The organism is Salmonella sp. NW645, assembly GCF_051703725.1.
GTDB classification, from domain to species: domain Bacteria; phylum Pseudomonadota; class Gammaproteobacteria; order Enterobacterales; family Enterobacteriaceae; genus Salmonella; species Salmonella enterica.
In genome coordinates, this window is record NZ_JAMMKR010000007.1 from 115079 (window position 1) to 138226 (window position 23148).

Sequence of the window (23148 nt, forward strand, 5' to 3'; positions counted from 1 at the left end):
TTATTTTTGTCAGTAGATAGTATTTTGCGCCAAATTGCCATGCAACGAGCAATTTGACGGGCGTAAAAGTTTGACGTAGCGGCAAAGGCGACACAGATGATTCCGATTGATGTCGACTACTTTGCGTAGCGACACTGATGCCGTTACTATCGTTCCACTTTCTCTGACAATAACGACAGCCTGATGCCAAAATTACGCCTGATTGGACTAACTTTACTTGCGCTTAGCGCCACCGCCGTCTCTCATGCTGAAGAGACGCGTTACGTTTCTGATGAACTGAATACCTGGGTCCGCAGCGGTCCGGGAGATAATTATCGCCTTGTGGGTACCGTCAACGCCGGCGAGGAAGTCACGCTCTTACAGAGCGATGCCAACTATGGTCAAATTAAAGACAGTTCTGGTCGTACTGCCTGGATACCGTTAAAAGAACTGAATACCACGCCAAGCCTGCGTACCCGCGTGCCGGATCTGGAAAATCAGGTCAAAACGTTGACCGATAAACTCAACAATATTGATACCACGTGGAATCAGCGCACCGCCGATATGCAGCAGAAAGTGGCGCAAAGCGACAGCGTCATCAACGGGCTAAAAGAAGAGAACCAGAAGCTGAAAAACGAGCTGATTGTCGCGCAGAAAAAAGTTAGCGCCGCGAATCTGCAACTGGATGACAAACAGCGCGCCATTATTATGCAGTGGTTTATGTATGGCGGCGGCGTATTGGGTATTGGCTTGCTGTTAGGGCTGGTGCTGCCGCATATGATCCCAAGCCGTAAACGCAAAGACCGCTGGATGAACTAAATCGCCTTCTCTGCGGCACTGTCTTATCATGAGAGGATGATCGTTTTTAAAAGGAAAGTGGCGTGAAGATTTATCTGGTCGGTGGTGCGGTTCGGGATGCGTTGTTAGGGCTACCGGTTAAAGATAAAGATTGGGTCGTTGTCGGCGCCACGCCGCAGGAGATGCTTGATGCGGGCTACCAGCAGGTAGGCCGTGATTTTCCTGTGTTTCTCCATCCGCAAACTCACGAAGAATACGCGCTGGCGCGTACTGAGCGTAAATCCGGTTCCGGCTACACGGGCTTCACCTGTTATGCCGCGCCGGACGTTACCCTGGAAGCCGATCTCCAGCGTCGCGATCTGACCATTAATGCTCTGGCGCGCGACGATGACGGCCAGATTATCGACCCTTACCACGGGCGCCGGGATCTGGAGGCGCGTCTACTGCGCCATGTCTCTCCCGCGTTTAGCGAAGATCCCTTGCGCGTATTGCGCGTGGCGCGTTTTGCCGCCCGTTACGCTCATCTGAGTTTCCGTATCGCCGATGAAACACTGTCGCTAATGCGCGACATGACCGCGGCAGGCGAGCTGGAACATCTGACGCCGGAACGGGTATGGAAAGAGACGGAAAATGCGCTTACCACCCGCAATCCGCAGGTTTACTTCCAGGTATTGCGCGACTGCGGCGCCCTGCGCGTCCTGTTTCCGGAAATCGACGCCCTGTTTGGCGTACCCGCGCCGGCAAAGTGGCATCCGGAAATTGATACCGGAGTTCATACGCTGATGACGCTGTCGATGGCCGCTATGCTCAGTCCGCAGCTTGATGTCCGTTTCGCCACGCTTTGTCATGATCTGGGCAAAGGCTTAACGCCGAAAAACCTCTGGCCGCGCCATCATGGCCACGGCCCGGCGGGCGTGAAACTGGTCGAACAGTTATGCCAGCGTTTGCGCGTCCCCAATGACCTGCGTGATTTAGCTAAACTGGTCGCCGAATACCACGATCTGATCCACACCTTTCCGATACTCCAGCCGAAAACGATCGTTAAGCTGTTTGACGCCATTGATGCATGGCGTAAACCGCAGCGCGTCGAGCAGATTGCGCTGACCAGCGAGGCCGATGTCCGTGGACGTACCGGATTTGAAGCGTCGGATTACCCGCAGGGGCGCTGGCTGCGCGAAGCCTGGCAGGTGGCGCAGGCGGTACCGACGAAAGAGGTGGTGGAGGCCGGATTTAAGGGCATTGAGATTCGCGAGGAGCTGACAAAGCGACGAATTGCAGCGGTCGCCAACTGGAAAGAGAAGCGCTGCCCGAACCCCGCCAGCTAAACGCCATCCGGCACGATAAATTGCCTGATGGCGCTGCGCTTATCAGACCGACAAAACAGTTAGGCCGGACAAGGCGGTACGCCGCCATCCGGCAGGTCAATCATCAGAAGAAGACAACGTAAACGGCAGCCGCCACCACAAAGCGGTAAATCGCAAACGGAATAAACGAGATACGCTTAATCAGTTGCAGGAAGGTCTTGATGGCGATCAGCGCCACCACAAACGCCGTCACAAAGCCCACTGCGAACATCGGAATATCCGCTGCGGTCAGGAATGACCAACTTTTGTAGAGATCCAGAACCGTTGCGCCCATCATCATCGGCACAGCCAGTAAGAACGAGAACTCAGAGGCGGCGTAACGGCTGACGCCCATCAGCATCCCACCGGAAATGGTCGCTCCGGAACGCGAGAAGCCCGGCCACAGCGCCAGACACTGGAAACAGCCAATCATAAACGCCTGACGATACGTCATATCATCCAGCCCCGGCGCGCGCGGTTCTTTCGGCTTCAGGCACTCGGCGGCAATCAGCAACAGACCGCCTACCACCAGCGCGTACATCACGTTAATCGGGTTAAATAGCGACTTGATCGTGTCATGAAAGACTAACCCCAGCACCACCGCCGGAATCATGCCCAGCAGGATGTGAATCAACGTTAATCGACCTTTACTTTCACCTTCACGCTGTAGCGGGCGGCCAAAGTGAATACCGATGAGACCAAACAACCGCCGCCAGAACATCACCACGACCGCCAGAATAGATCCAAGTTGAATCACCACTTCGAATGTCTTGGCCGTATCGCCTTCAAACCCCAGCAGATGACCCACAATAATCATATGGCCCGTGCTGGATACCGGCAAAAACTCCGTCAATCCTTCGACCACACCCAAAATTGCCGCTATCAGCAGCGAGTGCATATCGCTCATCAATAAACCCCTAAAATGAAAAACACTGCAAAAATGGATCTCGCGTTAAGACCCCATATATAACCGTTTGGTTTAAAAAATATAAAATTATTTATTTTTATTTCAGATTATTGCCACGCTCAATAATTACCCCTACGTTCGCCGCGCGCGCGACGGCGCCAGGCTTGCTCAGTTTGATGCGAACCCACGGAGAATTAAATCGACTAAGCAGCAGATCCGCCACCTCTTCCGCCACGCGCTCGACCAGAGCAAAACGCCCGCCTTCGACATGATTTATCACCGTGTCGGCGATATCCGCGTAACTTAGACAATCTGCGACATCATCGCTTTTCGCCGACTTACGGTTATCCCACGCCATTTCGATATCGAACACCAGTTTTTGCTCGATAGTCTGTTCCCAGTCGTAAACACCGATAGTGGTGATTACCGAAAGTTGCTCTATAAATACAATATCCATCACGACCTGCCTGCTTTTTGGCTAACCCGGATACCACTTCCGGCGAAATGTGCGTATTATCCACAGAAATAGTAAATAAAACGACACTTTCAATACGGAACAGCTTATGAGTGCAATCGCGCCTGGAATGATCCTCTTCGCGTACCTCTGCGGCTCAATTTCCAGTGCCATTCTGGTTTGCCGCATCGCCGGGCTGCCCGATCCGCGTGAAAGCGGCTCCGGCAACCCGGGCGCGACGAACGTATTACGAATCGGTGGCAAGGGAGCGGCTGTCGCGGTACTTATTTTTGACATCCTTAAAGGCATGTTGCCCGTCTGGGGCGCGTATGCGTTAGGCGTTACCCCTTTCTGGCTGGGGCTTATCGCTATCGCCGCCTGTCTGGGGCATATCTGGCCGGTCTTTTTTGGCTTTAAAGGTGGGAAAGGCGTAGCAACCGCATTTGGTGCCATTGCGCCCATCGGCTGGGATTTAACCGGCGTTATGGCTGGCACCTGGCTGCTGACGGTCCTGTTAAGCGGTTATTCATCGTTAGGGGCGATTGTCAGCGCCTTGATTGCGCCGTTTTACGTCTGGTGGTTTAAACCGCAGTTCACCTTCCCGGTGTCGATGCTGTCATGTCTCATTTTGCTGCGCCATCATGACAACATCCAGCGTCTGTGGCGTCGCCAGGAGACGAAAATCTGGACGAAGCTGAAAAAGAAACGCCAGAAAGATTCGGAGTAGTTTTTTACGCTATGCCGTGCCTGCGCATCGCCGGATAAATAGCTCGGTGATAGGCGTACATATCGAATCCGCCGCGCGTCACCCTTCCACCATTGGCGTGGTTAGGCGCGATTTTCGGCCTGATCTTCCTGGTGCTGCTGATCGTCACCGGGCTGTTGTGGATGCCCGTCGTTTTACTGTAAACCCGTTGGGGCGGCATGATGTCGCCCCCTTTTTTCCGCTTTTACGCCGCCGGCAGCTCGGCCAGCGGCCAGCGCGGACGTACCGTTACGCCAAGATCCGCCGTAACGCCCGCCTTAAACCGCACCATTCCGGCATAGGCGATCATCGCCCCGTTGTCAGTACAAAACTCCGGACGCGCATAGAACACTTCGCCGCGGCGTTTTTGCATCATTTCGGCAAGCTTCGCACGCAGCGTGCGGTTAGCGCTGACGCCGCCCGCCATGACCAGACGCTTAAAACCGGTGCTTTCCAGCGCGCGCTTGCACTTGATCATCAGCGTATCCACGACCGCATCTTCAAAAGCGCGCGCGATATCAGCGCGAGTTTGTTCGTCGTCGCCATTACTACGAATGGTGTTAGCGGCAAAGGTTTTCAGACCGGAAAAACTAAAATCCAGCCCCGGACGATCGGTCATCGGGCGCGGAAAGACAAAACGTCCCGCCGTCCCCTGCGACGCCATTTTCGACAGCATCGGGCCGCCAGGATAATCCAGCCCCAACAATTTGGCGGTTTTATCAAACGCTTCACCGGCGGCATCGTCAATCGACTCTCCCAGCAGTTCGTACTGACCGATTCCGGTCACGCTAATGAGCTGCGTATGTCCGCCGGAGACCAGTAGCGCCACAAACGGGAAATCCGGAGGGTTATCCTCCAGCATCGGCGCCAGCAGATGACCTTCCATATGGTGTACAGGAATGGCCGGCGCATTCCAGGCAAATGCCAGCGAACGCCCGACGGTTGCGCCGACCAGCAGCGCGCCGACCAGGCCCGGGCCTGCGGTATAGGCCACCGCGTCGATATCGCTCGCCGTCAGACCGGCTTCTTTTAATGCCGCCTGAATCAGCGGCACGGTTTTACGCACATGATCGCGGGAAGCCAGTTCAGGCACTACGCCGCCGTAGTCAGCATGTAATTTCACCTGACTATACAATTGGTTGGCTAACAGACCTTTTTTGTCGTCGTAAATAGCGATGCCGGTTTCATCGCAGGATGTTTCAATACCCAGTACACGCATGACTTGTTTTACCTCGCTCTAATACCGCGCAGTGTAGGTCGAATGCGGGTGGATGTATACCCTCAGTCCCGACTTCGTGTATACTCCCTCACCTTATAAAAGTCCCTTTCAAAAAAGGCCGCGGTGCTTTACAAAGCAGCAGCAATTGCAGTAAAATTCCGCACCATTTTGAAATAAGCTGGCGTTGATGCCAGCGGCAAACCGAATTAATCAAAGGTGAGAGGCACATGCCGGTAATTAAAGTACGTGAAAACGAGCCGTTCGACGTAGCTCTGCGTCGCTTCAAGCGTTCCTGCGAAAAAGCAGGTGTTCTGGCGGAAGTTCGTCGTCGTGAGTTCTATGAAAAACCGACGACCGAACGTAAGCGCGCTAAAGCTTCTGCAGTGAAACGTCACGCGAAGAAACTGGCTCGCGAAAACGCACGCCGTACTCGTCTGTACTAATCTTTTGAGAGCGGGCTGCTCTCAATTCAGATCGAGTTGTAGTTGTAAGGCCGTGCTTCCGAAAGGAATGCGCGGCTTGTTTTCGTTTATGCATTAGCATATACACAAAATCATTCATGCTGCGTCCAGGCGGCAAGAGAGCAAGTCCCCGGCGCTTACGCAAGTCAGCGACAGGGGTGAGCGAACGTAGTCAACACTGCGGCAGCCTGAAGAATGACGTGTATAAAAGGGGCATATGGCTGGACGAATCCCACGCGTATTCATTAATGACCTGCTGGCGAGAACCGATATCGTCGATCTGATCGACGTGCGCGTAAAACTCAAGAAACAGGGCAAGAACTATCACGCGTGTTGTCCATTCCATAATGAGAAAACCCCTTCTTTCACCGTAAACGGTGAAAAACAGTTTTATCACTGCTTTGGATGCGGCGCGCATGGCAATGCGATCGACTTTTTGATGAATTACGACAAGCTCGAATTTGTCGAAACCGTCGAAGAATTAGCGGCCATGCATAACCTGGAAATTCCCTATGAAGCAGGCACCGGGCTTAGCCAGATAGAGCGCCATCAACGGCAAAACCTCTATCAGTTGATGAATGGTCTGAATGACTTTTATCAGCAGTCGCTTACCCATCCTGCGGCAAAACCTGCGCGTGACTATCTGCAAAAGCGCGGTCTGAGCGCTGAAATTATTCAGCGTTTCGCCATTGGCTTCGCGCCGCCTGGTTGGGATAACGCGTTAAAGCGCTTCGGTAATAACAGCGATAACAAGGCATTGTTGCTGGATGCCGGAATGCTGGTCAATAACGAGCAGGGCAGCACTTACGATCGTTTCCGTAATCGGGTCATGTTCCCTATCCGGGACAAACGCGGCAGGGTGATTGGTTTTGGCGGTCGAGTTCTGGGGAACGACACGCCGAAATACCTTAACTCTCCGGAAACGGACATTTTCCATAAAGGCCGCCAGCTATATGGTCTTTATGAGGCTCAGCAATATAGTGCTGAACCGCAACGCTTGCTTGTGGTCGAAGGTTATATGGATGTCGTCGCACTAGCGCAATACGACATTAACTATGCGGTTGCTTCGCTGGGTACCTCAACCACGGCAGACCATATGCATATGTTATTCCGGGCGACGAACAACGTAATTTGCTGTTACGACGGCGACCGGGCTGGCCGTGATGCCGCCTGGAGAGCGCTGGAAACAGCAATGCCTTATATGACCGATGGTCGGCAGGTACGCTTTATGTTTTTACCTGACGGCGAAGACCCGGATACGCTGGTGCGTAAAGAAGGCAAGGCGGCTTTTGAAGCGCGGATGGAGCAGGCGCAGCCGCTCTCTACGTTTCTGTTTAATAGCCTCCTGCCGCAGGTGGATTTAAGCTCGCCGGATGGCAGCACGCAGTTAGCCGCACTGGCGCTGCCGCTCATTAATCAGGTGCCTGGCGACGCACACCGTATTCAGTTGCGCCAGACGTTGGGGCTGAAGTTAGGCATTTTCGATGATAGTCAGCTTGATCGTTTAGTGCCAAAACAGGCGGAAAGCGGCGTTTCCCGCCCGGCTCCGCAGCTAAAACGCACGACCATGCGTATACTGATAGGATTACTGGTGCAAAATCCGGATCTCGCGCCGTTAGTGCCGCCCTTAGACGCGCTGGATGAGAATAAGCTGCCTGGGCTTGGCTTATTTAAAGAATTGGTCAAAACTTGTTTGGCTCAGCCAGGTCTTACTACCGGACAACTTCTGGAACTCTACCGTGGCACAAATGATGCTGCGACCCTTGAAAAATTATCGATGTGGGACGATATAGCAGATAAGGCGATTGCCGAAAAGACCTTTACCGACTCACTCAACCATATGTTTGATTCGCTGCTGCAACTGCGACAAGAAGAGCTGATCGCTCGCGATCGCACTCACGGTTTAAGCAGCGAAGAACGCCGAGAGCTCTGGACGTTAAACCAGGAGCTGGCCAGAAAATGAATTTAACGGCTTAAATGCCGCATATCGATCGGGAAGCCCCCGACAGCCGCAGTGAGAGGCAGCGGCCAAAATATAAGTATGCCCTCGCTTTAAATGTCGACAGCTATACCGTCGACACCAATCAAACGAATAAGTGTGGATACCGTCTTATGGAGCAAAACCCGCAGTCACAGCTGAAACTTCTTGTCACCCGTGGTAAGGAGCAAGGCTATCTGACCTATGCTGAGGTCAATGACCATCTGCCGGAAGATATCGTCGATTCAGATCAAATTGAAGATATCATCCAAATGATCAACGACATGGGTATTCAGGTAATGGAAGAAGCGCCTGATGCCGATGATCTGCTGCTGGCTGAAAATACCACCAGCACCGATGAAGATGCGGAAGAAGCTGCTGCACAAGTTCTGTCCAGTGTTGAGTCTGAAATCGGTCGTACGACTGACCCGGTACGCATGTATATGCGTGAAATGGGCACTGTTGAACTATTGACCCGGGAAGGCGAAATCGACATCGCTAAACGTATCGAAGACGGGATCAACCAGGTTCAATGCTCCGTTGCCGAATACCCGGAAGCCATTACCTATCTGCTGGAACAGTACGATCGCGTTGAGGCTGAAGAGGCTCGTTTGTCCGATCTTATCACCGGCTTTGTCGATCCGAACGCGGAAGAAGAGATGGCGCCGACCGCAACTCACGTCGGTTCTGAACTCTCCCAGGAAGACCTGGATGATGACGAAGACGAAGATGAAGAAGACGGCGACGATGACGCCGCCGATGACGACAACAGCATTGACCCTGAACTGGCACGCGAAAAATTCGCTGAGCTGCGCGCGCAATACGTCGTTACGCGCGACACCATCAAAGCGAAAGGCCGCAGCCATGCTGCCGCGCAGGAAGAGATTCTGAAGCTGTCTGAAGTGTTCAAACAGTTCCGTCTGGTACCGAAGCAATTCGACTATCTGGTCAACAGTATGCGCGTGATGATGGATCGCGTGCGTACTCAGGAACGTTTGATCATGAAGCTCTGCGTCGAGCAGTGCAAAATGCCGAAGAAGAACTTTATCACGCTGTTTACCGGTAACGAAACCAGCGAAACCTGGTTCAACGCCGCTATCGCGATGAACAAACCGTGGTCGGAAAAACTGCACGATGTCGCGGAAGAAGTGCAACGCTGCCTGCAAAAACTGCGGCAGATTGAAGAAGAGACCGGTCTGACCATCGAACAGGTGAAAGACATCAACCGTCGCATGTCCATCGGGGAAGCGAAAGCCCGCCGTGCGAAGAAAGAGATGGTTGAAGCGAACTTACGTCTGGTTATTTCTATCGCTAAGAAATACACCAACCGTGGCTTGCAGTTCCTTGACCTGATTCAGGAAGGCAACATCGGTCTGATGAAAGCGGTTGATAAATTTGAATACCGTCGTGGTTACAAGTTCTCCACCTACGCAACCTGGTGGATCCGTCAGGCGATCACCCGTTCTATCGCGGATCAGGCGCGCACCATCCGTATTCCGGTGCATATGATTGAGACCATCAACAAGCTCAACCGTATTTCTCGCCAGATGCTGCAAGAGATGGGCCGCGAGCCAACGCCGGAAGAGCTGGCTGAACGGATGCTGATGCCGGAAGATAAAATTCGTAAGGTGCTGAAGATTGCCAAAGAGCCTATCTCCATGGAAACGCCGATCGGCGACGATGAAGATTCGCATCTGGGTGATTTCATCGAGGATACCACCCTCGAGCTGCCGCTGGACTCTGCCACTACCGAGAGCCTGCGCGCCGCCACTCACGACGTTTTGGCTGGCCTGACCGCTCGTGAAGCGAAAGTGCTGCGTATGCGTTTCGGTATCGATATGAACACCGACCACACGCTGGAAGAAGTGGGTAAACAGTTCGATGTTACCCGCGAACGTATCCGTCAGATCGAAGCGAAGGCGCTGCGTAAACTGCGCCACCCGAGCCGTTCTGAAGTGCTGCGCAGCTTCCTCGACGATTAATTGTAAATATGTGCATAAGCCCTCCATCGTGAGGGCTTTTTTATTAAGGAAATCTGGCAATGCAGCAAGGATACTATTCTCTCCCCGCCCTTCTTTCCGCTCTCGATGCCGGGAAAAAAGTGAAATATCTGTGGTTCTGGGGTCATCAACCTGCCGCGAATAACGAAATTACCGCCTCTTGCTTTAGTCAGTGGTGGCAGGGTTCACCTTTTACCTATGATGGTATAACTTACGCCACCGCAGAACACTGGATGATGGCAGGAAAAGCGCGGCTGTTTAACGACAGTAAAACACTTGCCAGAATTCTGGCAGCGGCAACCCCGGCTGAAGCAAAAAAGCTGGGGAGACAGGTGACAAACTTTGATGAACAACGCTGGCAAGACTGCTGCTTTGAGCTGGTCAGTGAGGGGAATTATCACAAATTTAGCCAACATTCGGCATTAAAAACATTCTTGCTAAATACGCAGCCTCGCATTCTGGTTGAAGCCAGTCCGGTGGATAAAATCTGGGGAATTGGCCTTGCAAAAGATCATCCCCATGCCGGTGTGCCATCTCACTGGAAGGGGAAAAATCTGCTGGGATTTGCGCTTATGGTAGTCAGAGACCGTTTGGCGGAAGAATAAATCCGTATCTGTGAGGAGCGGTGCTTTGCCCACTCATAACTTCGTTACACTGTACTTCACAAGCCCCGCATCACCAGCGCCTGGTCCAGCTCGTGATATGCTTCCACCAGCTTCTCAAGTGAAACGCGACTCAAACCACTCGGATTTGGCAACACCCAAATTTGCGTCGCGCCAATGGTGTGCGTTTGTTTTCCCCACTGTGTGCCGCGCTGGCTGAATCCCTGTTCAAAAGCCTGTTTACCAAGCACCGCCAGCGCCGCAGGCTGATAGTCCTCTATCTTTTCAATCAGGTTGCGTCCGCCGCTACGTAATTCATGCAACTTCACCTCAGTCGCTTGTACTGTCGGTCGGTCGACGAGTTTCGTTACCCCGCAGCGAAAATCCAGTAATTTTTCCGCCTCTTCCGGTTTCAACTGTCGATCGGTGAAACCGGCCAAATGAATAACTTTCCAAAAACGATTCGCGGGATGCGCAAACGGAAAGCCGGTATTCGCCGAGGAAAGTCCCGGATTGATGCCGCAAAAAACCACCCGTAGCCCTGGCGCCAGTATGTCCTTAACCATTATTACTCCTGAGCAATACAACGTACTTTAAGTATAACGGGTTGAAAACACATTGTTTATAAAAACAGCACCCGCACGGTTACGGCTGGATTACAGCGTAAAGTTACATTATAATCCACCGCCACGGCCCCTTAGCTCAGTGGTTAGAGCAGGCGACTCATAATCGCTTGGTCGCTGGTTCAAGTCCAGCAGGGGCCACCAAATTTTAGCTTTAAAATCATATAATTAAGCCACTCTAAAGAGTGGCTTTTTTGTTTCTGACAGGGTCGCCCCATACCGCTATTTACGATGCCAATAGGCTGCCGCACGTACCAGGTGTGGATCAAACCCCTTTTCAAAGCACTGACTTAAACGTTTTACCGTTTTGCCTTCGCCAGTAATCCAGATGAAATAGTCTGATTCTGGTATTGTCAGCTGCGACAGGCGCGTTTGTATTGCCTGTTCATCGCCGCCAACAACATATTCCACAGTAATATCCGTCAAATGGGCGAGATAATCGCGATATTCGGCATCCTGAATGCTCACCAGCGCGGTTACCGCAGGGCGCGCAGGCAGACGACTAAGCGATTCCAGACGACGACGCAGCGCAGGCATACCGGACTCATCGCAGACATAAACCTGACAGGCATAATCCTCCGGCACCACCAGCGAACCGCGCGGCCCGCCGATCGTCAGTGTATCGCCTTCACGGGCTTCCATTGCCCAACGGCTGGCTACGCCGCCATCGTGGATAAAGAAATCCAGCGCCAGCTCGCGACGCGCCTCATCATACAGCGGCGTGTAATCCCTGGAGACCGGACGAACGCCCTCCCCCCAGATAATACCTTCCTCAGTGACTGTCGGAGGCGTAAAGCGACAGCCTGGCTCAGGGAAAAAAACTTTCGTGTGATCGTCAAAGCCCAGGGAGGTGAAACCGTCCAGCGCCTCGCCGCCAAGTACGATCCGCTGAAATCCTGCGCTAATACGTTCTACCCGCAGAACGGTCAGCTCGCGAAAACGCAGTTCATTACGAACACGTTGTGGGTAGCGTACGGATGATGTCGTCATTTTTTGCCTTCGTGAAGTAATACGATATATCTAAATTAAAGTTTTAAATGATAATGATTGTTAATCAGTAAAAATGCAACTGTTTTTTGATAGTGTTCTGGCAACGAGTCGCTAACTATAACCTTAGAATAAAACGTTATAAATTAATAGATTATAGCAACAATCGCTTTTACCCTTGCTAAAACCCATCATTTAGATATAAATTAGATATATCTAAATAAGCAGGAGGCAATGATGCAAAATCAACATGAAGGGTGTTGCAAAAACCGGGATCATAAGCACGATGGTTGCTGCAAAGATCGCGAACATCAGCATGAAGGCTGCCATAGCGCGCATCAGCATGAGAACGCCAGTTGCGGCGGCGAACACCGTCACGGACACGGCTGTGGTCGTCATGGACAGGGCGGTGGTCGACGTCAGCGATTTTTTGGCCACGGGGAACTTCGGCTGGTCATTCTTGATATCCTGACCCGGGACGCCAGCCACGGCTATGAACTGATTAAAGCGATAGAAAACCTGACGGGGGGCGGCTATACGCCAAGCGCTGGTGTGATCTACCCTACGCTGGATTTTTTACAGGATCAGCAATTTATCACGATTAGCGACGAAGAAGGCGGGCGGAAAAAAATCGCGATTACCGCGAACGGCGCGCAATGGCTTGATGAAAATCGCGAACACCTGACGCATATTCAGGCGCGGCTAAAAGCCCGTTGTGTGGGCATGGAGTTACGTAAAAATCCGCAGATGAAGCGGGCGCTGGATAACTTCAAGGCCGTGCTGGATCTGCGGATAAACCACAGCGATATCAACGACGCGCAAATCAAACGCATTATCGGCGTGATTGATCGCGCGGCGCTGGAAATCGCCGAACTGGATTAAGCGGGCTGCGTGTCCTCTTCGCGGACGCGGAACACGTTAACCAGCTCTTTTAAATGTAACGCCTGTTCGTTCAGCGACGCTGCGGCGGCAACAGACTCTTCCACAAGGCAGGAGTTTTGTTGCGTGGCGGCGTCAATCAGGCCAATCGCGCTGTTAATCTGCGAAATACCGTCAGTTTGCTCACGGCTGGCCTGCCCAATCTCGCGTAATATCACATCCATCTCTTCGACGTTATCCACCATGCCATTAATCAGGGCGCTGGCTTTCTCCACCAGGTGCATCCCTTCCTGAGTCTGACTGGTTGAATCTTCAATCAAATTACGGATTTCACTGGCTGACGAGGCGCTCTTTTGCGCCAACTGGCGAACCTCTCCGGCGACAACGGCAAAACCACGTCCATGTTCGCCCGCGCGCGCCGCTTCAACCGCCGCGTTCAGCGCCAGAATATTGGTCTGAAAGGCAATGGAATCAATGATATTGATGATATCCGACATACGATTTGCCGTATCGTTAATGACGCGCATTTTCTGCGTCACTTGATTCATCATCTCCCCATTGTTTTTCACCACGCTGGCGGCGCCGGCAGAGAGTTTGGTCGCTTCACTGGTATGGTCAGCCGTATTTTTAACCGTGGCGGTAATCTGTTCCATCGACGCCGCCGTTTCTTCAACCGAGCTGGCCTGCTCTTCCGTACGCGCCGCCAAATCCTGGTTACCGGCGACAATTTGCGCCGCCGCCGTGGAGATACTCTCCGAACCGTTTTGCACTTCCTGTACGATATCCAGCAGACGCGTTTTCATCGCCATTAACGCTTGCAGTAGTACGCCTGTTTCATCTTTATAGTCGGTGGTGATATGACGAGTCAGATCGCCATCGGCGATCGCCTCGGCAAAGCGTACCGCGTCATCAAGCGGTCGGGTAATAGAACGCACAATATACCATCCCATTACGCCTCCGGCGGCGATGCTTATCAGCGCCAAAGTGATTAACAGCGTCCGATTATTTTTAAAATCCTCTTTGACCTGCACGCTCGCTTCATGCATCTGCGCGTCCTGAACAGCGATAAGTTCCTGGACTTTGTCCTTATAGACTTTTTGCACCTGCACCGTTCTGGTCATCATCTCCTGAATGGCCGCCTGACGATTATTGCTTTGAATATCTTTCAAAATACGGAATCTGGACTCCAGGTATTGCTGGCGCGCTTCACGGATCTCATTAATGATTTTCTGTGAATCCGCATCGTGACTATTTTCCCTGGAAAGCTCATCCAGTAAAGCCGAAATGCGCTGGCTTATCTCACTGAGTTCTTTCTGCGAGCTCTGGCTCCAGCGCCCCTCTTCATCCAGTAACATGAGCTGCTGCGCGATGATGAAATCATTAAAATTATCGATTAACAGATTGGCTTTTACCGTGGTGGGATAATCATTGGTAATAATGTCCTGCATACCCGTATTAGCCCGATCAAGGCTAAACAAAGACAGAGCGGAACTCACCACCATGAGAACAATGAATAAGCCAAAGGCCATAAATAATTTTGAACGTATTTTAATGTTATGCAAAAACATATTTTCTCCCTGGGATTGCATATCCTCATACAGGAAGATTTATCGGCAATAATGTTACTAACTTTATGATATTGATCGCTTTTTATTTCGGAACATTATTAGTAAGTAATTTTTATTGTTCACAGAAAGATGAACCAATAGTGCCATAAATTGGCACCAATAATGAAAGAAATACGCTAAAAGGTTAACCATTTCTTATTTATCAACTGAGCTTATACCTATTAATAGGTAGGTAGGAAGAAGGAATAAATATCACATTATTTTTAACATCACAGGCCACTGATACTCTCTGTGATGGCAGGCACCGCCTTCTATCAGAGCGCATCCGCCCGGTAAGCTTGTTGCTACCGGGCGGATGTCATTACCGTTGCGACCTACAAATAAACTTAATGCAGTACCGTGACCGCATCCTCCAGCCGGCTGGCACGGTGTTTTACCATCGCGGAGACTTGTGCGCTCTCTTCCACCAGCGCCGCATTCTTCTGGGTTATGCGGTTCAACTCGTCCACGGCGCGAGTCAGGCTGGAAAGCCCATCTGTCTGTTCCTGCGTCGACTGGCTGATCCGTGCGATAAGCAGGGTGACATTTTGCACCTGGGCTACAATGTCATCCATGGTACGGCCTGCGGCGTGAACCTGCTCGGAGCCTGACTGCACCTTTGTTGCGCTGGCGTCAATTAATTTACGAATATCGTTCGCCGCGTTAGCGCTGCGGCTGGCAAGATGGCGTACCTCGCCAGCAACCACGGCAAACCCTTTCCCCTGCTCGCCCGCTCTCGCCGCTTCTACCGCCGCATTCAGCGCCAGGATATTCGTCTGAAAAGCGATATCGTTAATTAGCGTGGTGATCGTCCCGATACGTTGCGTACTGTGAGCGATATCATCCATCGTTTTAATCACCGTATCCATCGCCTCACCTCCCTGAGTCGCCGCGCTACTGGCCGCCATGGAAAGCTTATCCGCAGCGGAAGCCGTCTCGGAATTGAGCTTCACGGACTCCGCCATCTGGTTCATGGTCGTTACCGTTTCCTGAACATTCTCCACGGTCTGACGGGTGTGTTCGTTCAGATCATTATTACCCTTCGCCAGCCTTTCACTGCCGTTTCTGACGCTGGAAACCTGACTTGATACGTCATTGATCAGCCAGCGGCACATCAAGCCAAGCTGCCCCACGGCCCTCAGCGTCAGCCCCAACTCATCGCTACGATTAAGGTGTTGTACGCTGTTGCGTTCGCCGGTCGCCACTTTCAGCGCCTGCGTCGCCACATTTTCAATGGGACGCACAATTTGCCATTCAAATAGCGCCGTACCTGCCAGCATCGCCAACGCGCCCAACAGCAACGCCTGCCATGAGGTATCCGTACCGAACAGCGCCAACGCCAGCATTACGGCCATTAGCCCCATAATACTACGCACTCGCCAGCGAACAGGCATAGCGGGCAGTTTGCCCAGCAAGCCCTGACGAACCACCAGGCCTTTATGAATACGTTTACTACACCGCCCTTCATTTAGCGCCTGATATAAAGGCTCGACGGCGGCAATCTCATCATCCGTGGCGCGGGTACGGATCGACATATATCCCGTCACACGCCCTTCACGTATCATCGGTACCGCGTTGGCCCGCACCCAATAATGGTCGCCGTTTTTACGCCGGTTTTTCACAATGCCGCTCCACGGTTCGCCCTGTTTTAGGGTGTACCACATATCTGCGAAGGCAGCTTTCGGCATATCCGGATGACGCACCAGATTATGTGGCTGCGCCAGTAACTCGTTTAACTGATAGCCGCTCACTTGGACAAAAGTGTCATTGGCGTGAGTGATATAGCTTTCCAGGTCGGTCGTAGACATCAGAGTGGTATCATCATCCAGCGGGGTATTTAGCTGGCTGACGTAGGGATGAGAAGACATGATAGCGTCCTGTGCAGGTTATCTGGATGTTAATTTTTCGCTCAGATGTTATTTCGGCGCTAATCTATTTATCTTTAGTTGTTAAAATTGCTCTGGATCGCAATTTGCGATTAATCCTTAATATTTGTACGATTTTCACCTCATCCTGCGCCTTATTTTCATTATGAAATTGTTTAGCATGGACAACCTTTTTCTTTAAAATCTGCCCTGGCTCACCTTTTTCTCACGCCGCCGTTAACGCAACACACCGTAAACCATAAAACAAGATCTGCTCAAAATGCATCCAATTGTTAACACATAACATTAAATGTTGTGTAAATGTGATTGCTCCTGGTGTTTATCCCGATTTTCACTATGGGCTTAGACCCCCGCTAATCCCTGCAATACTTAATTCAGTATCATGTGATACACGGCCCTCTGGAGCTCATTTTGAACAGGTTACCTTCCAGCGCATCGGCTTTGGCCTGTAGCGCGCACGCACTGAATCTCATCGAGAAGCGAACGCTAAACCATGAGGAAATGAAAGCACTAAACCGAGAGGTCATTGACTACTTTAAAGAGCATGTAAATCCAGGATTTCTGGAATACCGGAAATCTGTTACCGCCGGCGGGGATTACGGAGCCGTAGAGTGGCAAGCGGGCAGTTTGAATACGCTTGTCGACACCCAGGGGCAGGAGTTTATCGACTGTCTTGGGGGGTTTGGCATCTTTAACGTGGGGCACCGTAATCCTGTTGTGGTATCCGCCGTCCAGAATCAACTCGCAAAACAACCTCTCCACAGCCAGGAGTTACTTGACCCCTTGCGGGCGATGCTGGCAAAAACGCTGGCGGCGCTGACACCGGGGAAACTCAAGTACAGCTTTTTCTGTAACAGCGGCACCGAATCCGTCGAAGCGGCGCTAAAACTGGCAAAAGCGTATCAGTCGCCGCGCGGCAAGTTTACCTTTATCGCCACCAGCGGCGCATTTCACGGCAAATCATTGGGCGCGCTCTCCGCCACGGCCAAATCCACCTTCCGCAGACCCTTTATGCCTTTACTGCCGGGCTTCCGCCATGTGCCGTTTGGCAATATCGACGCGATGAGCATGGCATTTAGCGAAGGCAAAAAAACGGGCGACGAGATAGCAGCCGTGATTCTGGAGCCAATTCAGGGTGAAGGCGGCGTGATCCTGCCGCCGCAGGGATACCTGACAGAGGTACGTAAGCTCTGTGACGAATTCGGTGCGCTGATGATTCTGGATGAAGTACAAACCGGCATGGGGCGTACCGGCAAGATGTTTGCCTGCGAGCACGAAAATGTGCAGCCTGATATTCTGTGTCTGGCGAAAGCCCTGGGCGGCGGCGTGATGCCGATTGGCGCCACCATCGCGACTGAAGAGGTGTTTTCGGTTCTGTTCGACAACCCCTTCCTGCATACCACCACTTTTGGCGGTAATCCGCTGGCTTGTGCTGCCGCGCTGGCGACCATTAACGTCCTGCTGGAGCAAAATCTCCCGGCCCAGGCGGAACAAAAAGGCGATACGCTCCTGGATGGTTTTCGACAACTTGCGCGTGAATATCCCAATCTGGTACACGATGCGCGCGGCAAAGGTATGTTGATGGCCATTGAATTTGTCGATAACGAAACGGGCTACCGTTTTGCCAGTGAGATGTTCCGTCAACGCGTGCTGGTCGCTGGTACACTGAATAATGCGAAAACAATTCGTATCGAGCCACCGCTCACGCTAACCATTGAACTGTGCGAACAGGTATTGAAATCAGCGCGTAATGCGCTGGCGGCGATGCAGGTGAGCGTTGAAGAGGTTTAAAAACGATGCCGGATGGCGCTGTGCTTATCCGGCCTGTTTTCCCCGGGTCGCGGCCTCTTTTTTGAATCCCATCACAATCACCACATTCCCCTTTTCCCTTTTACCTCGCGACGGCTACAGTAGTAACTCATCCGACCACATAACAATAATTTTACATACTGGATACGCTTATGAGCTACCCATCGCTGTTCGCCCCGCTCGATCTGGGCTTTACTACTCTCAGAAACCGCGTGCTGATGGGATCGATGCACACGGGTCTGGAAGAACATCCTGATGGCGCCGAGCGCCTGGCGGCATTTTATGCCGAGCGCGCGCGACACGGCGTAGCGTTAATCGTCACCGGCGGTATTGCGCCCGTTCCCTCCGGGGTCGTGATGACCGGCGGCGCGATGCTGAACGATGCCAGCCAGTTAACGCCTCACCGCGTGGTGACCGATGCCGTACATGCGCAAGGCGGTAAAATCGCGCTGCAAATTCTGCACACCGGACGTTACAGCTATCAGCCGCACCTGGTCGCGCCGTCGGCAATTCAGGCGCCAATCAACCGCTTTATGCCGCATGAACTGACGCATGATGAAATCTTGCAGTTAATCGACGACTTCGCGCATTGCGCGCAGCTGGCGCGGGAAGCAGGCTACGACGGCGTAGAGGTGATGGGATCAGAGGGCTATCTGATTAATGAATTTCTCACCCGGCGAACTAACCATCGCGATGACGAATGGGGCGGCGACTATGCCAGCCGTATGCGCTTCGCGGTTGAGGTAGTACGCGCGGTACGCCAGCGGGTAGGGAACGACTTTATTATTATCTATCGCCTGTCGATGCTCGATCTGGTGGAAAATGGCGGCACGTTCGACGAAACGGTACAACTGGCGCAAGCCATTGAAGCCGCAGGCGCAAGCCTAATTAATACCGGCATTGGCTGGCATGAGGCGCGAATCCCGACCATCGCCACGCCAGTACCGCGTGGCGCCTTTAGCTGGGTGACGCGGAAACTTAAAGGTCATGTGTCGGTTCCGCTGATCGCGACCAATCGCATTAACGATCCGCAGGTCGCCGAGACGATCCTGACGCACGGCGATGCCGATATGGTGTCGATGGCGCGCCCCTTCCTTGCCGATGCCGAATTCCTGACTAAAGCGCAATCCGGACGCGCAGATGAGATCAACACCTGTATCGGCTGTAATCAGGCCTGTCTGGATCGGATCTTCATCGGCAAAGTGACCTCCTGTCTGGTGAACCCACGCGCCTGTCACGAAACCCACATGCCGATAACGCCGGCCATACGCAAAAAGAATCTGGCCGTTGTCGGCGCAGGCCCGGCGGGGCTGGCTTTCGCGATTAACGCCGCGTCGCGCGGCCATCATGTCACGCTGTTTGACGCCCAGAGTGAAATTGGCGGTCAGTTCACTATCGCCAGGCAGATCCCAGGTAAAGAGGAGTTTTACGAAACGCTGCGCTACTACCGTCGAATGATCGATGTTACTGGCGTTACGCTGAAACTGAACCAACGGGTGAACGCAGAGGATCTTCAGCCGTTTGACGAAGCGATCCTCGCCTGCGGAATAGTACCGCGCCGCCCGCCGATAGACGGTATCGATCATCCAAAAGCATTGACCTACCTGGAGGTATTGCGCGATAAAGCGCCGGTTGGTAAGCGAGTGGCGATCATCGGCTGCGGCGGTATCGGTTTTGACACGGCCATGTATCTGAGCCAGCACGGCGAATCCACCAGCCAAAATATTGCTGAATTTTGTACGGAATGGGGAATTGATACCAGCCTGCAACAGGCAGGCGGTCTGCGCCCGGAAGGCCCGCGCCAGGCACGTAGTCCACGGCAAATCGTCATGCTGCAACGCAAAGCCAGCAAGCCGGGCGAAGGATTAGGTAAAACCACCGGCTGGATCCATCGCGCGACGTTACTGGCGCGCGGCGTGAAGATGATCCCGGCGGTTAGTTACCAGAAGATCGACGACGACGGATTACATCTCTTGATCGGCGGCGAACCGCAGTTGCTGGAAGTGGATCATGTGGTGATCTGCGCCGGACAGGAACCTCGCCGCGAGCTGGCGGACCCGTTACGCGCCGCAGGTAAAACGGTACATCTTATCGGCGGATGCGATGTCGCGATGGAGCTGGATGCCCGACGGGCGATTGCCCAGGGCACCCGACTGGCGCTGGAGATTTAACGACTTTACCTGATGGTGCTGCGCTTATCGGGCTTACGTCGTCATACCGGTTTTATAGGCCGGTATGACGCTTGAGCGCCTTATCGACGGCGTCCCTGCTTCACCGCTTTCAAAATAACAAATTTATTGTTGGTTGCTATCGTCGCGCAATTACCGAAAATCTTCTTCAGCTTGTGGAAATAGTCCAGATGGCGGTTCGCCACAATATACAGTTCGCCGTTGATTTTCAGGCAGCGGCGGGCGTGATGGAACATCTCCCAGGCGATATTATCCGTCAGCGCATGTTTCTGGTGGAACGGCGGGTTGCAGAATACAGCGTTAAAACGGAACGGCTCCACGCCGGAGAGCGCGTTGTTGATCATAAATTCGCAGCGTTCGAACGCTTCCGGCAGGTTCGTTTCTACATTCAAACGGCTGGAATCTACCGCCATCGGCGATTCATCGACAAATACCACGTTCGCCTGCGGATTTTTCGCCAGTAAGCTCAGGCCAATCACCCCATTGCCGCAGCCGAGATCGACAATCTCCCCGTCGAGGTTTTCCGGCAAATGCTGCATAAAGAAGCGCGCGCCGATATCCAATCCGGTACGAGAAAACACATTCGCGTGGTTGTGAATCGTCCAGCCTGTATCTTCCAGTTTCCAGCTTAGCGTTTGCGGCGCGTCGGCCAGTTGCGGATGACTGAAGGTACAGTTAATCAGGCGCGCTTTCTTCCACGCCAGCGTCGTCGTGGTTGGGCCCAGCACTTTTTCAAACAGTTCCAGCGTAGAGGTATGAATATCACGCGCTTTCGCGCCGGCGATAATACGCGTTTGCGCCGTAACGACCTTACGCAAAGCGCGTAACTGCTGTTCCAGCAACGCCAGTGTTTTCGGTACCTTAATCAATACCACGCCCGGCGCCTGCGGGTAGTCAGCGGTACTGTCGAGAAACGTTACGCTGGACTCCGCGATGCCGTTATGGCGTAAATTCTCTCGCGTACCCAGTTCGCTTAAATACGAATCGCCAATACTGTATGGCGAATGCTCCGCCAGCGCACAGCTTAGCGCGCCAAACGTATCATTCAGGATCAGCACCGGGCCGCGAATTTCCGTCTCATCCAACTGTTGCAGCAGATACTCATCGGCCGCCTCCCACGCCAGAAGCGGGTTAACATCATCCGTTTGCGGAAAACGTTTCAGCGTCAGTGAACGGAAACCGTCGTCTACGTGGCTCATTAGGCCTCCTGAATGGTAAAATTGCGGCGTTATCCCTGAAAAGGGTGCGTGAGTATACACTTTTTATCAGCAACATGGAGCTTTGATGACCTCACTAACTTACCTTCAGGGGTATCCGGAACATCTCCTTGCCCAGGTGCGTACCTTAATCGCCGAGCAGCGCCTGGGAGCGGTGCTGGAAAAACGTTATCCCGGCGCGCATGATTACGCCACTGACAAAGCGCTATATCACTATACTCAGGAACTGAAAAGTCAGTTTCTGCGCAATGCGCCGCCCATCAATAAAGTGATGTATGACAGCAAGATCCATGTGCTGAAAAATGCGCTGGGACTACATACCGCTGTCTCGCGCGTTCAGGGCGGCAAGCTCAAGGCAAAGGCGGAGATCCGCGTCGCCACCGTGTTTCGTAACGCCCCGGAGCCATTCTTACGGATGATTGTGGTTCACGAGCTGGCGCACCTGAAAGAGAAAGATCATAACAAAGCGTTTTATCAGCTCTGCTGCCATATGGAGCCGCAGTACCATCAACTGGAGTTTGATACGCGACTGTGGCTGACGCATCAGGCGCTGTCGGCACAATAAATTCTGAAAATGCCCCTTCCCCCGTATCTTTTTAACGGCGTGGGCATAAAATCGGCGCGTTCACATTTCGCTCATTGCCTGCCGCCACGTCAAGGATGACGATCTGTAGAGGGTATTTTTTATCCACCGCCAACGGAACCGCGCAACAACCATGCTCTCACAATGTGCCCGTTTTATCCGCCGCCTCTGTTTTACACGCCGGGCGTTAACAGTGGCGTGTTTTCTGCTTGTCGCAGCAGGCGTCGCGCTTTTCTATTCCAACTGGCTTATCGTCAACGCCTCGCAGCATCTGACATGGAATGACATTCAGACCGTTCCCGCCCGCAACGTCGGGCTGGTGTTAGGCGCTAAACCCGGCAATCGGTATTTTACCCGGCGGATTAATACTGCCGCCGCGTTGTATCACGCCGGTAAAGTGAAGTGGCTGTTAGTCAGCGGCGATAACGGCAAAAAAGAGTACGATGAACCTTCGGCGATGCAGCAGGCGCTGATAGCGAAAGGTGTGCCGGAAGCGGCCATTTTTTGTGATTATGCCGGATTCTCCACGCTGGACTCCGTAGTTCGCGCCCGGAAAGTGTTTGGCGAAAGCCGCATTACGATTATCTCGCAAGCATTCCATAATCAACGGGCGATCTGGCTAGCGCAACAATATGGCATTGACGCTATCGGCGTTAACGCGCCGGATCTGAATAAAAGGCACGGAACCTACACACGAATTCGGGAAAAGCTGGCGCGGGTTAGCGCGGTGCTGGATGCCAAAATTTTGCACCGTCAGCCTAAATATCTGGGCGCTGGCGTCACTATTGGGGCTGATAGCGCACACGGGTGCCCTTCTCGCCAGTAAAATGCCAGAGTGCGTCGCAGCGCACTGGCAAGGGCGGAAAGGCGTGCTACATTGAC

20 protein-coding genes, 1 tRNA gene and 2 pseudogenes are annotated in these 23148 nt (G+C 52.8%); 15 read left to right on the plus strand and 8 right to left on the minus strand.

Going from position 1 to position 23148, the window contains the following annotated elements; translation table 11 throughout:
- The first annotated feature begins 183 nt into the window (after positions 1-183).
- From NA389_RS16070 to NA389_RS16080, 3 genes and pseudogenes are all read left to right on the plus strand, one after another.
- The gene (locus NA389_RS16070) at positions 184-798 is read left to right on the plus strand and encodes a TIGR04211 family SH3 domain-containing protein (RefSeq protein WP_001125342.1); all 615 of its coding nucleotides are present in this window, start codon (positions 184-186) and stop codon (positions 796-798) included.
- A 62-nt stretch (positions 799-860) separates the two neighbouring features.
- On the plus strand, positions 861-2102 hold the full coding sequence (locus NA389_RS16075; RefSeq protein WP_000708458.1) for a multifunctional CCA addition/repair protein: 1242 nt from the start codon (positions 861-863) through the stop codon (positions 2100-2102).
- A 20-nt stretch (positions 2103-2122) separates the two neighbouring features.
- Positions 2123-2207: pseudogene (locus tag NA389_RS16080) on the plus strand (hypothetical protein); the annotation flags it as partial.
- Here the strand turns inward: NA389_RS16080 and bacA are convergent.
- Both bacA and folB read right to left on the minus strand, forming a co-directional pair.
- Positions 2206-3027, minus strand: coding sequence for an undecaprenyl-diphosphate phosphatase (gene bacA / locus NA389_RS16085; protein WP_001281933.1), 822 nt, complete (start codon positions 3025-3027; stop codon positions 2206-2208). The pseudogene NA389_RS16080 and the gene bacA sit on opposite strands and share 2 nt — an antisense overlap.
- Before the next feature lie 97 nt (positions 3028-3124).
- Positions 3125-3484, minus strand: coding sequence for a bifunctional dihydroneopterin aldolase/7,8-dihydroneopterin epimerase (folB, locus tag NA389_RS16090; protein WP_000355776.1), 360 nt, complete (start codon positions 3482-3484; stop codon positions 3125-3127).
- Positions 3485-3590: 106 nt separating this feature from the next.
- On the opposite strand from folB, the gene plsY reads away from it, so the two are divergent.
- Positions 3591-4208 (plus strand): glycerol-3-phosphate 1-O-acyltransferase PlsY, encoded by a 618-nt coding sequence (gene plsY, locus NA389_RS16095; protein WP_001272785.1) that lies wholly within the window; start codon positions 3591-3593, stop codon positions 4206-4208.
- Between the two features lie 37 nt (positions 4209-4245).
- Positions 4246-4308 (plus strand): annotated as a pseudogene (locus NA389_RS16100) (hypothetical protein); the annotation flags it as partial.
- 123 nt (positions 4309-4431) lie between these two features.
- Here the strand turns inward: NA389_RS16100 and tsaD are convergent.
- Positions 4432-5445 (minus strand): tRNA (adenosine(37)-N6)-threonylcarbamoyltransferase complex transferase subunit TsaD, encoded by a 1014-nt coding sequence (gene tsaD / locus NA389_RS16105; RefSeq protein ID WP_001264387.1) that lies wholly within the window; start codon positions 5443-5445, stop codon positions 4432-4434.
- Positions 5446-5672: 227 nt separating this feature from the next.
- Here tsaD and rpsU point away from each other — a divergent pair, with 227 nt between their 5' ends.
- The 4 genes from rpsU to NA389_RS16125 all read left to right on the plus strand — a co-directional run bounded on the left by rpsU (position 5673) and on the right by NA389_RS16125 (position 10489).
- Positions 5673-5888: a 30S ribosomal protein S21 gene (rpsU, locus tag NA389_RS16110; RefSeq protein WP_001144069.1), complete on the plus strand. Its 216-nt coding sequence runs from the start codon at positions 5673-5675 to the stop codon at positions 5886-5888.
- A 235-nt stretch (positions 5889-6123) separates the two neighbouring features.
- Positions 6124-7869 carry a DNA primase gene (gene dnaG, locus NA389_RS16115; RefSeq protein ID WP_000918862.1) on the plus strand — a complete coding sequence of 582 codons (1746 nt, stop codon included), beginning with the start codon at positions 6124-6126 and terminating at the stop codon, positions 7867-7869.
- Positions 7870-7883: 14 nt separating this feature from the next.
- Positions 7884-9866 (plus strand): RNA polymerase sigma factor RpoD, encoded by a 1983-nt coding sequence (rpoD, locus tag NA389_RS16120; protein WP_001120159.1) that lies wholly within the window; start codon positions 7884-7886, stop codon positions 9864-9866.
- Between the two features lie 59 nt (positions 9867-9925).
- Entirely contained in the window at positions 9926-10489 is a 564-nt protein-coding gene (locus tag NA389_RS16125) for an NADAR family protein (protein WP_001183951.1), read from the plus strand.
- A gap of 56 nt (positions 10490-10545) precedes the next feature.
- Here NA389_RS16125 and mug read toward each other — a convergent pair whose 3' ends face one another.
- Positions 10546-11052, minus strand: a complete 507-nt coding sequence (mug, locus tag NA389_RS16130) for a G/U mismatch-specific DNA glycosylase (RefSeq protein ID WP_000237780.1) — start codon at positions 11050-11052, stop codon at positions 10546-10548.
- 125 nt (positions 11053-11177) lie between these two features.
- On the opposite strand from mug, the gene NA389_RS16135 reads away from it, so the two are divergent.
- Positions 11178-11253 (plus strand) — tRNA-Ile (locus NA389_RS16135).
- Positions 11254-11331: 78 nt separating this feature from the next.
- Here NA389_RS16135 and NA389_RS16140 read toward each other — a convergent pair.
- Positions 11332-12099: a siderophore-interacting protein gene (locus tag NA389_RS16140; protein ID WP_000213764.1), complete on the minus strand. Its 768-nt coding sequence runs from the start codon at positions 12097-12099 to the stop codon at positions 11332-11334.
- 231 nt (positions 12100-12330) lie between these two features.
- Here NA389_RS16140 and NA389_RS16145 point away from each other — a divergent pair, with 231 nt between their 5' ends.
- Entirely contained in the window at positions 12331-12978 is a 648-nt protein-coding gene (locus NA389_RS16145; protein ID WP_000983434.1) for a PadR family transcriptional regulator, read from the plus strand.
- Here NA389_RS16145 and NA389_RS16150 read toward each other — a convergent pair.
- Both NA389_RS16150 and NA389_RS16155 read right to left on the minus strand, forming a co-directional pair.
- Entirely contained in the window at positions 12975-14543 is a 1569-nt protein-coding gene (locus NA389_RS16150) for a methyl-accepting chemotaxis protein (RefSeq protein WP_000478462.1), read from the minus strand. The genes NA389_RS16145 and NA389_RS16150 overlap by 4 nt on opposite strands.
- A gap of 386 nt (positions 14544-14929) precedes the next feature.
- A complete protein-coding gene (locus NA389_RS16155; RefSeq protein WP_000094648.1) occupies positions 14930-16450 on the minus strand; it encodes a methyl-accepting chemotaxis protein in 1521 nt (506 codons plus the stop codon).
- Positions 16451-16879: 429 nt separating this feature from the next.
- Here NA389_RS16155 and ygjG point away from each other — a divergent pair, with 429 nt between their 5' ends.
- Both ygjG and NA389_RS16165 read left to right on the plus strand, forming a co-directional pair.
- Positions 16880-18259, plus strand: coding sequence for a putrescine aminotransferase (gene ygjG / locus NA389_RS16160; RefSeq protein ID WP_001520281.1), 1380 nt, complete (start codon positions 16880-16882; stop codon positions 18257-18259).
- A 170-nt stretch (positions 18260-18429) separates the two neighbouring features.
- Positions 18430-20448, plus strand: a complete 2019-nt coding sequence (locus NA389_RS16165) for an NADPH-dependent 2,4-dienoyl-CoA reductase (protein WP_000121519.1) — start codon at positions 18430-18432, stop codon at positions 20446-20448.
- Positions 20449-20528: 80 nt separating this feature from the next.
- Here NA389_RS16165 and rlmG read toward each other — a convergent pair whose 3' ends face one another.
- Entirely contained in the window at positions 20529-21665 is a 1137-nt protein-coding gene (gene rlmG / locus NA389_RS16170) for a 23S rRNA (guanine(1835)-N(2))-methyltransferase RlmG (RefSeq protein WP_000019989.1), read from the minus strand.
- Positions 21666-21750: 85 nt separating this feature from the next.
- On the opposite strand from rlmG, the gene NA389_RS16175 reads away from it, so the two are divergent.
- A complete protein-coding gene (locus NA389_RS16175) occupies positions 21751-22248 on the plus strand; it encodes a M48 metallopeptidase family protein (RefSeq protein ID WP_000202969.1) in 498 nt (165 codons plus the stop codon).
- 151 nt (positions 22249-22399) lie between these two features.
- Positions 22400-23092: a SanA/YdcF family protein gene (locus tag NA389_RS16180; protein WP_000951044.1), complete on the plus strand. Its 693-nt coding sequence runs from the start codon at positions 22400-22402 to the stop codon at positions 23090-23092.
- Positions 23093-23148 lie beyond the last annotated feature (56 nt).

Bases quoted from the DNA above. Each gene is read 5' to 3' on its own strand.
- tsaD (WP_001264387.1), bottom strand. From the start codon at position 5,445: ATGCGTGTACTGGGTATTGAAACATCCTGCGATGAAACCGGCATCGCT.
- bacA (WP_001281933.1), bottom strand. From the start codon at position 3,027: ATGAGCGATATGCACTCGCTGCTGATAGCGGCAATTTTGGGTGTGGTC.
- NA389_RS16150 (WP_000478462.1), bottom strand. From the start codon at position 14,543: ATGTTTTTGCATAACATTAAAATACGTTCAAAATTATTTATGGCCTTT.
- NA389_RS16165 (WP_000121519.1), top strand. From the start codon at position 18,430: ATGAGCTACCCATCGCTGTTCGCCCCGCTCGATCTGGGCTTTACTACT.
- NA389_RS16155 (WP_000094648.1), bottom strand. From the start codon at position 16,450: ATGTCTTCTCATCCCTACGTCAGCCAGCTAAATACCCCGCTGGATGAT.
- NA389_RS16175 (WP_000202969.1), top strand. From the start codon at position 21,751: ATGACCTCACTAACTTACCTTCAGGGGTATCCGGAACATCTCCTTGCC.
- plsY (WP_001272785.1), top strand. From the start codon at position 3,591: ATGAGTGCAATCGCGCCTGGAATGATCCTCTTCGCGTACCTCTGCGGC.
- NA389_RS16070 (WP_001125342.1), top strand. From the start codon at position 184: ATGCCAAAATTACGCCTGATTGGACTAACTTTACTTGCGCTTAGCGCC.
- NA389_RS16145 (WP_000983434.1), top strand. From the start codon at position 12,331: ATGATGCAAAATCAACATGAAGGGTGTTGCAAAAACCGGGATCATAAG.
- dnaG (WP_000918862.1), top strand. From the start codon at position 6,124: ATGGCTGGACGAATCCCACGCGTATTCATTAATGACCTGCTGGCGAGA.
- NA389_RS16140 (WP_000213764.1), bottom strand. From the start codon at position 12,099: ATGACGACATCATCCGTACGCTACCCACAACGTGTTCGTAATGAACTG.
- folB (WP_000355776.1), bottom strand. From the start codon at position 3,484: ATGGATATTGTATTTATAGAGCAACTTTCGGTAATCACCACTATCGGT.
- NA389_RS16180 (WP_000951044.1), top strand. From the start codon at position 22,400: ATGCTCTCACAATGTGCCCGTTTTATCCGCCGCCTCTGTTTTACACGC.
- rlmG (WP_000019989.1), bottom strand. From the start codon at position 21,665: ATGAGCCACGTAGACGACGGTTTCCGTTCACTGACGCTGAAACGTTTT.
- NA389_RS16125 (WP_001183951.1), top strand. From the start codon at position 9,926: ATGCAGCAAGGATACTATTCTCTCCCCGCCCTTCTTTCCGCTCTCGAT.
- rpsU (WP_001144069.1), top strand. From the start codon at position 5,673: ATGCCGGTAATTAAAGTACGTGAAAACGAGCCGTTCGACGTAGCTCTG.
- mug (WP_000237780.1), bottom strand. From the start codon at position 11,052: ATGGTTAAGGACATACTGGCGCCAGGGCTACGGGTGGTTTTTTGCGGC.
- rpoD (WP_001120159.1), top strand. From the start codon at position 7,884: ATGCCGCATATCGATCGGGAAGCCCCCGACAGCCGCAGTGAGAGGCAG.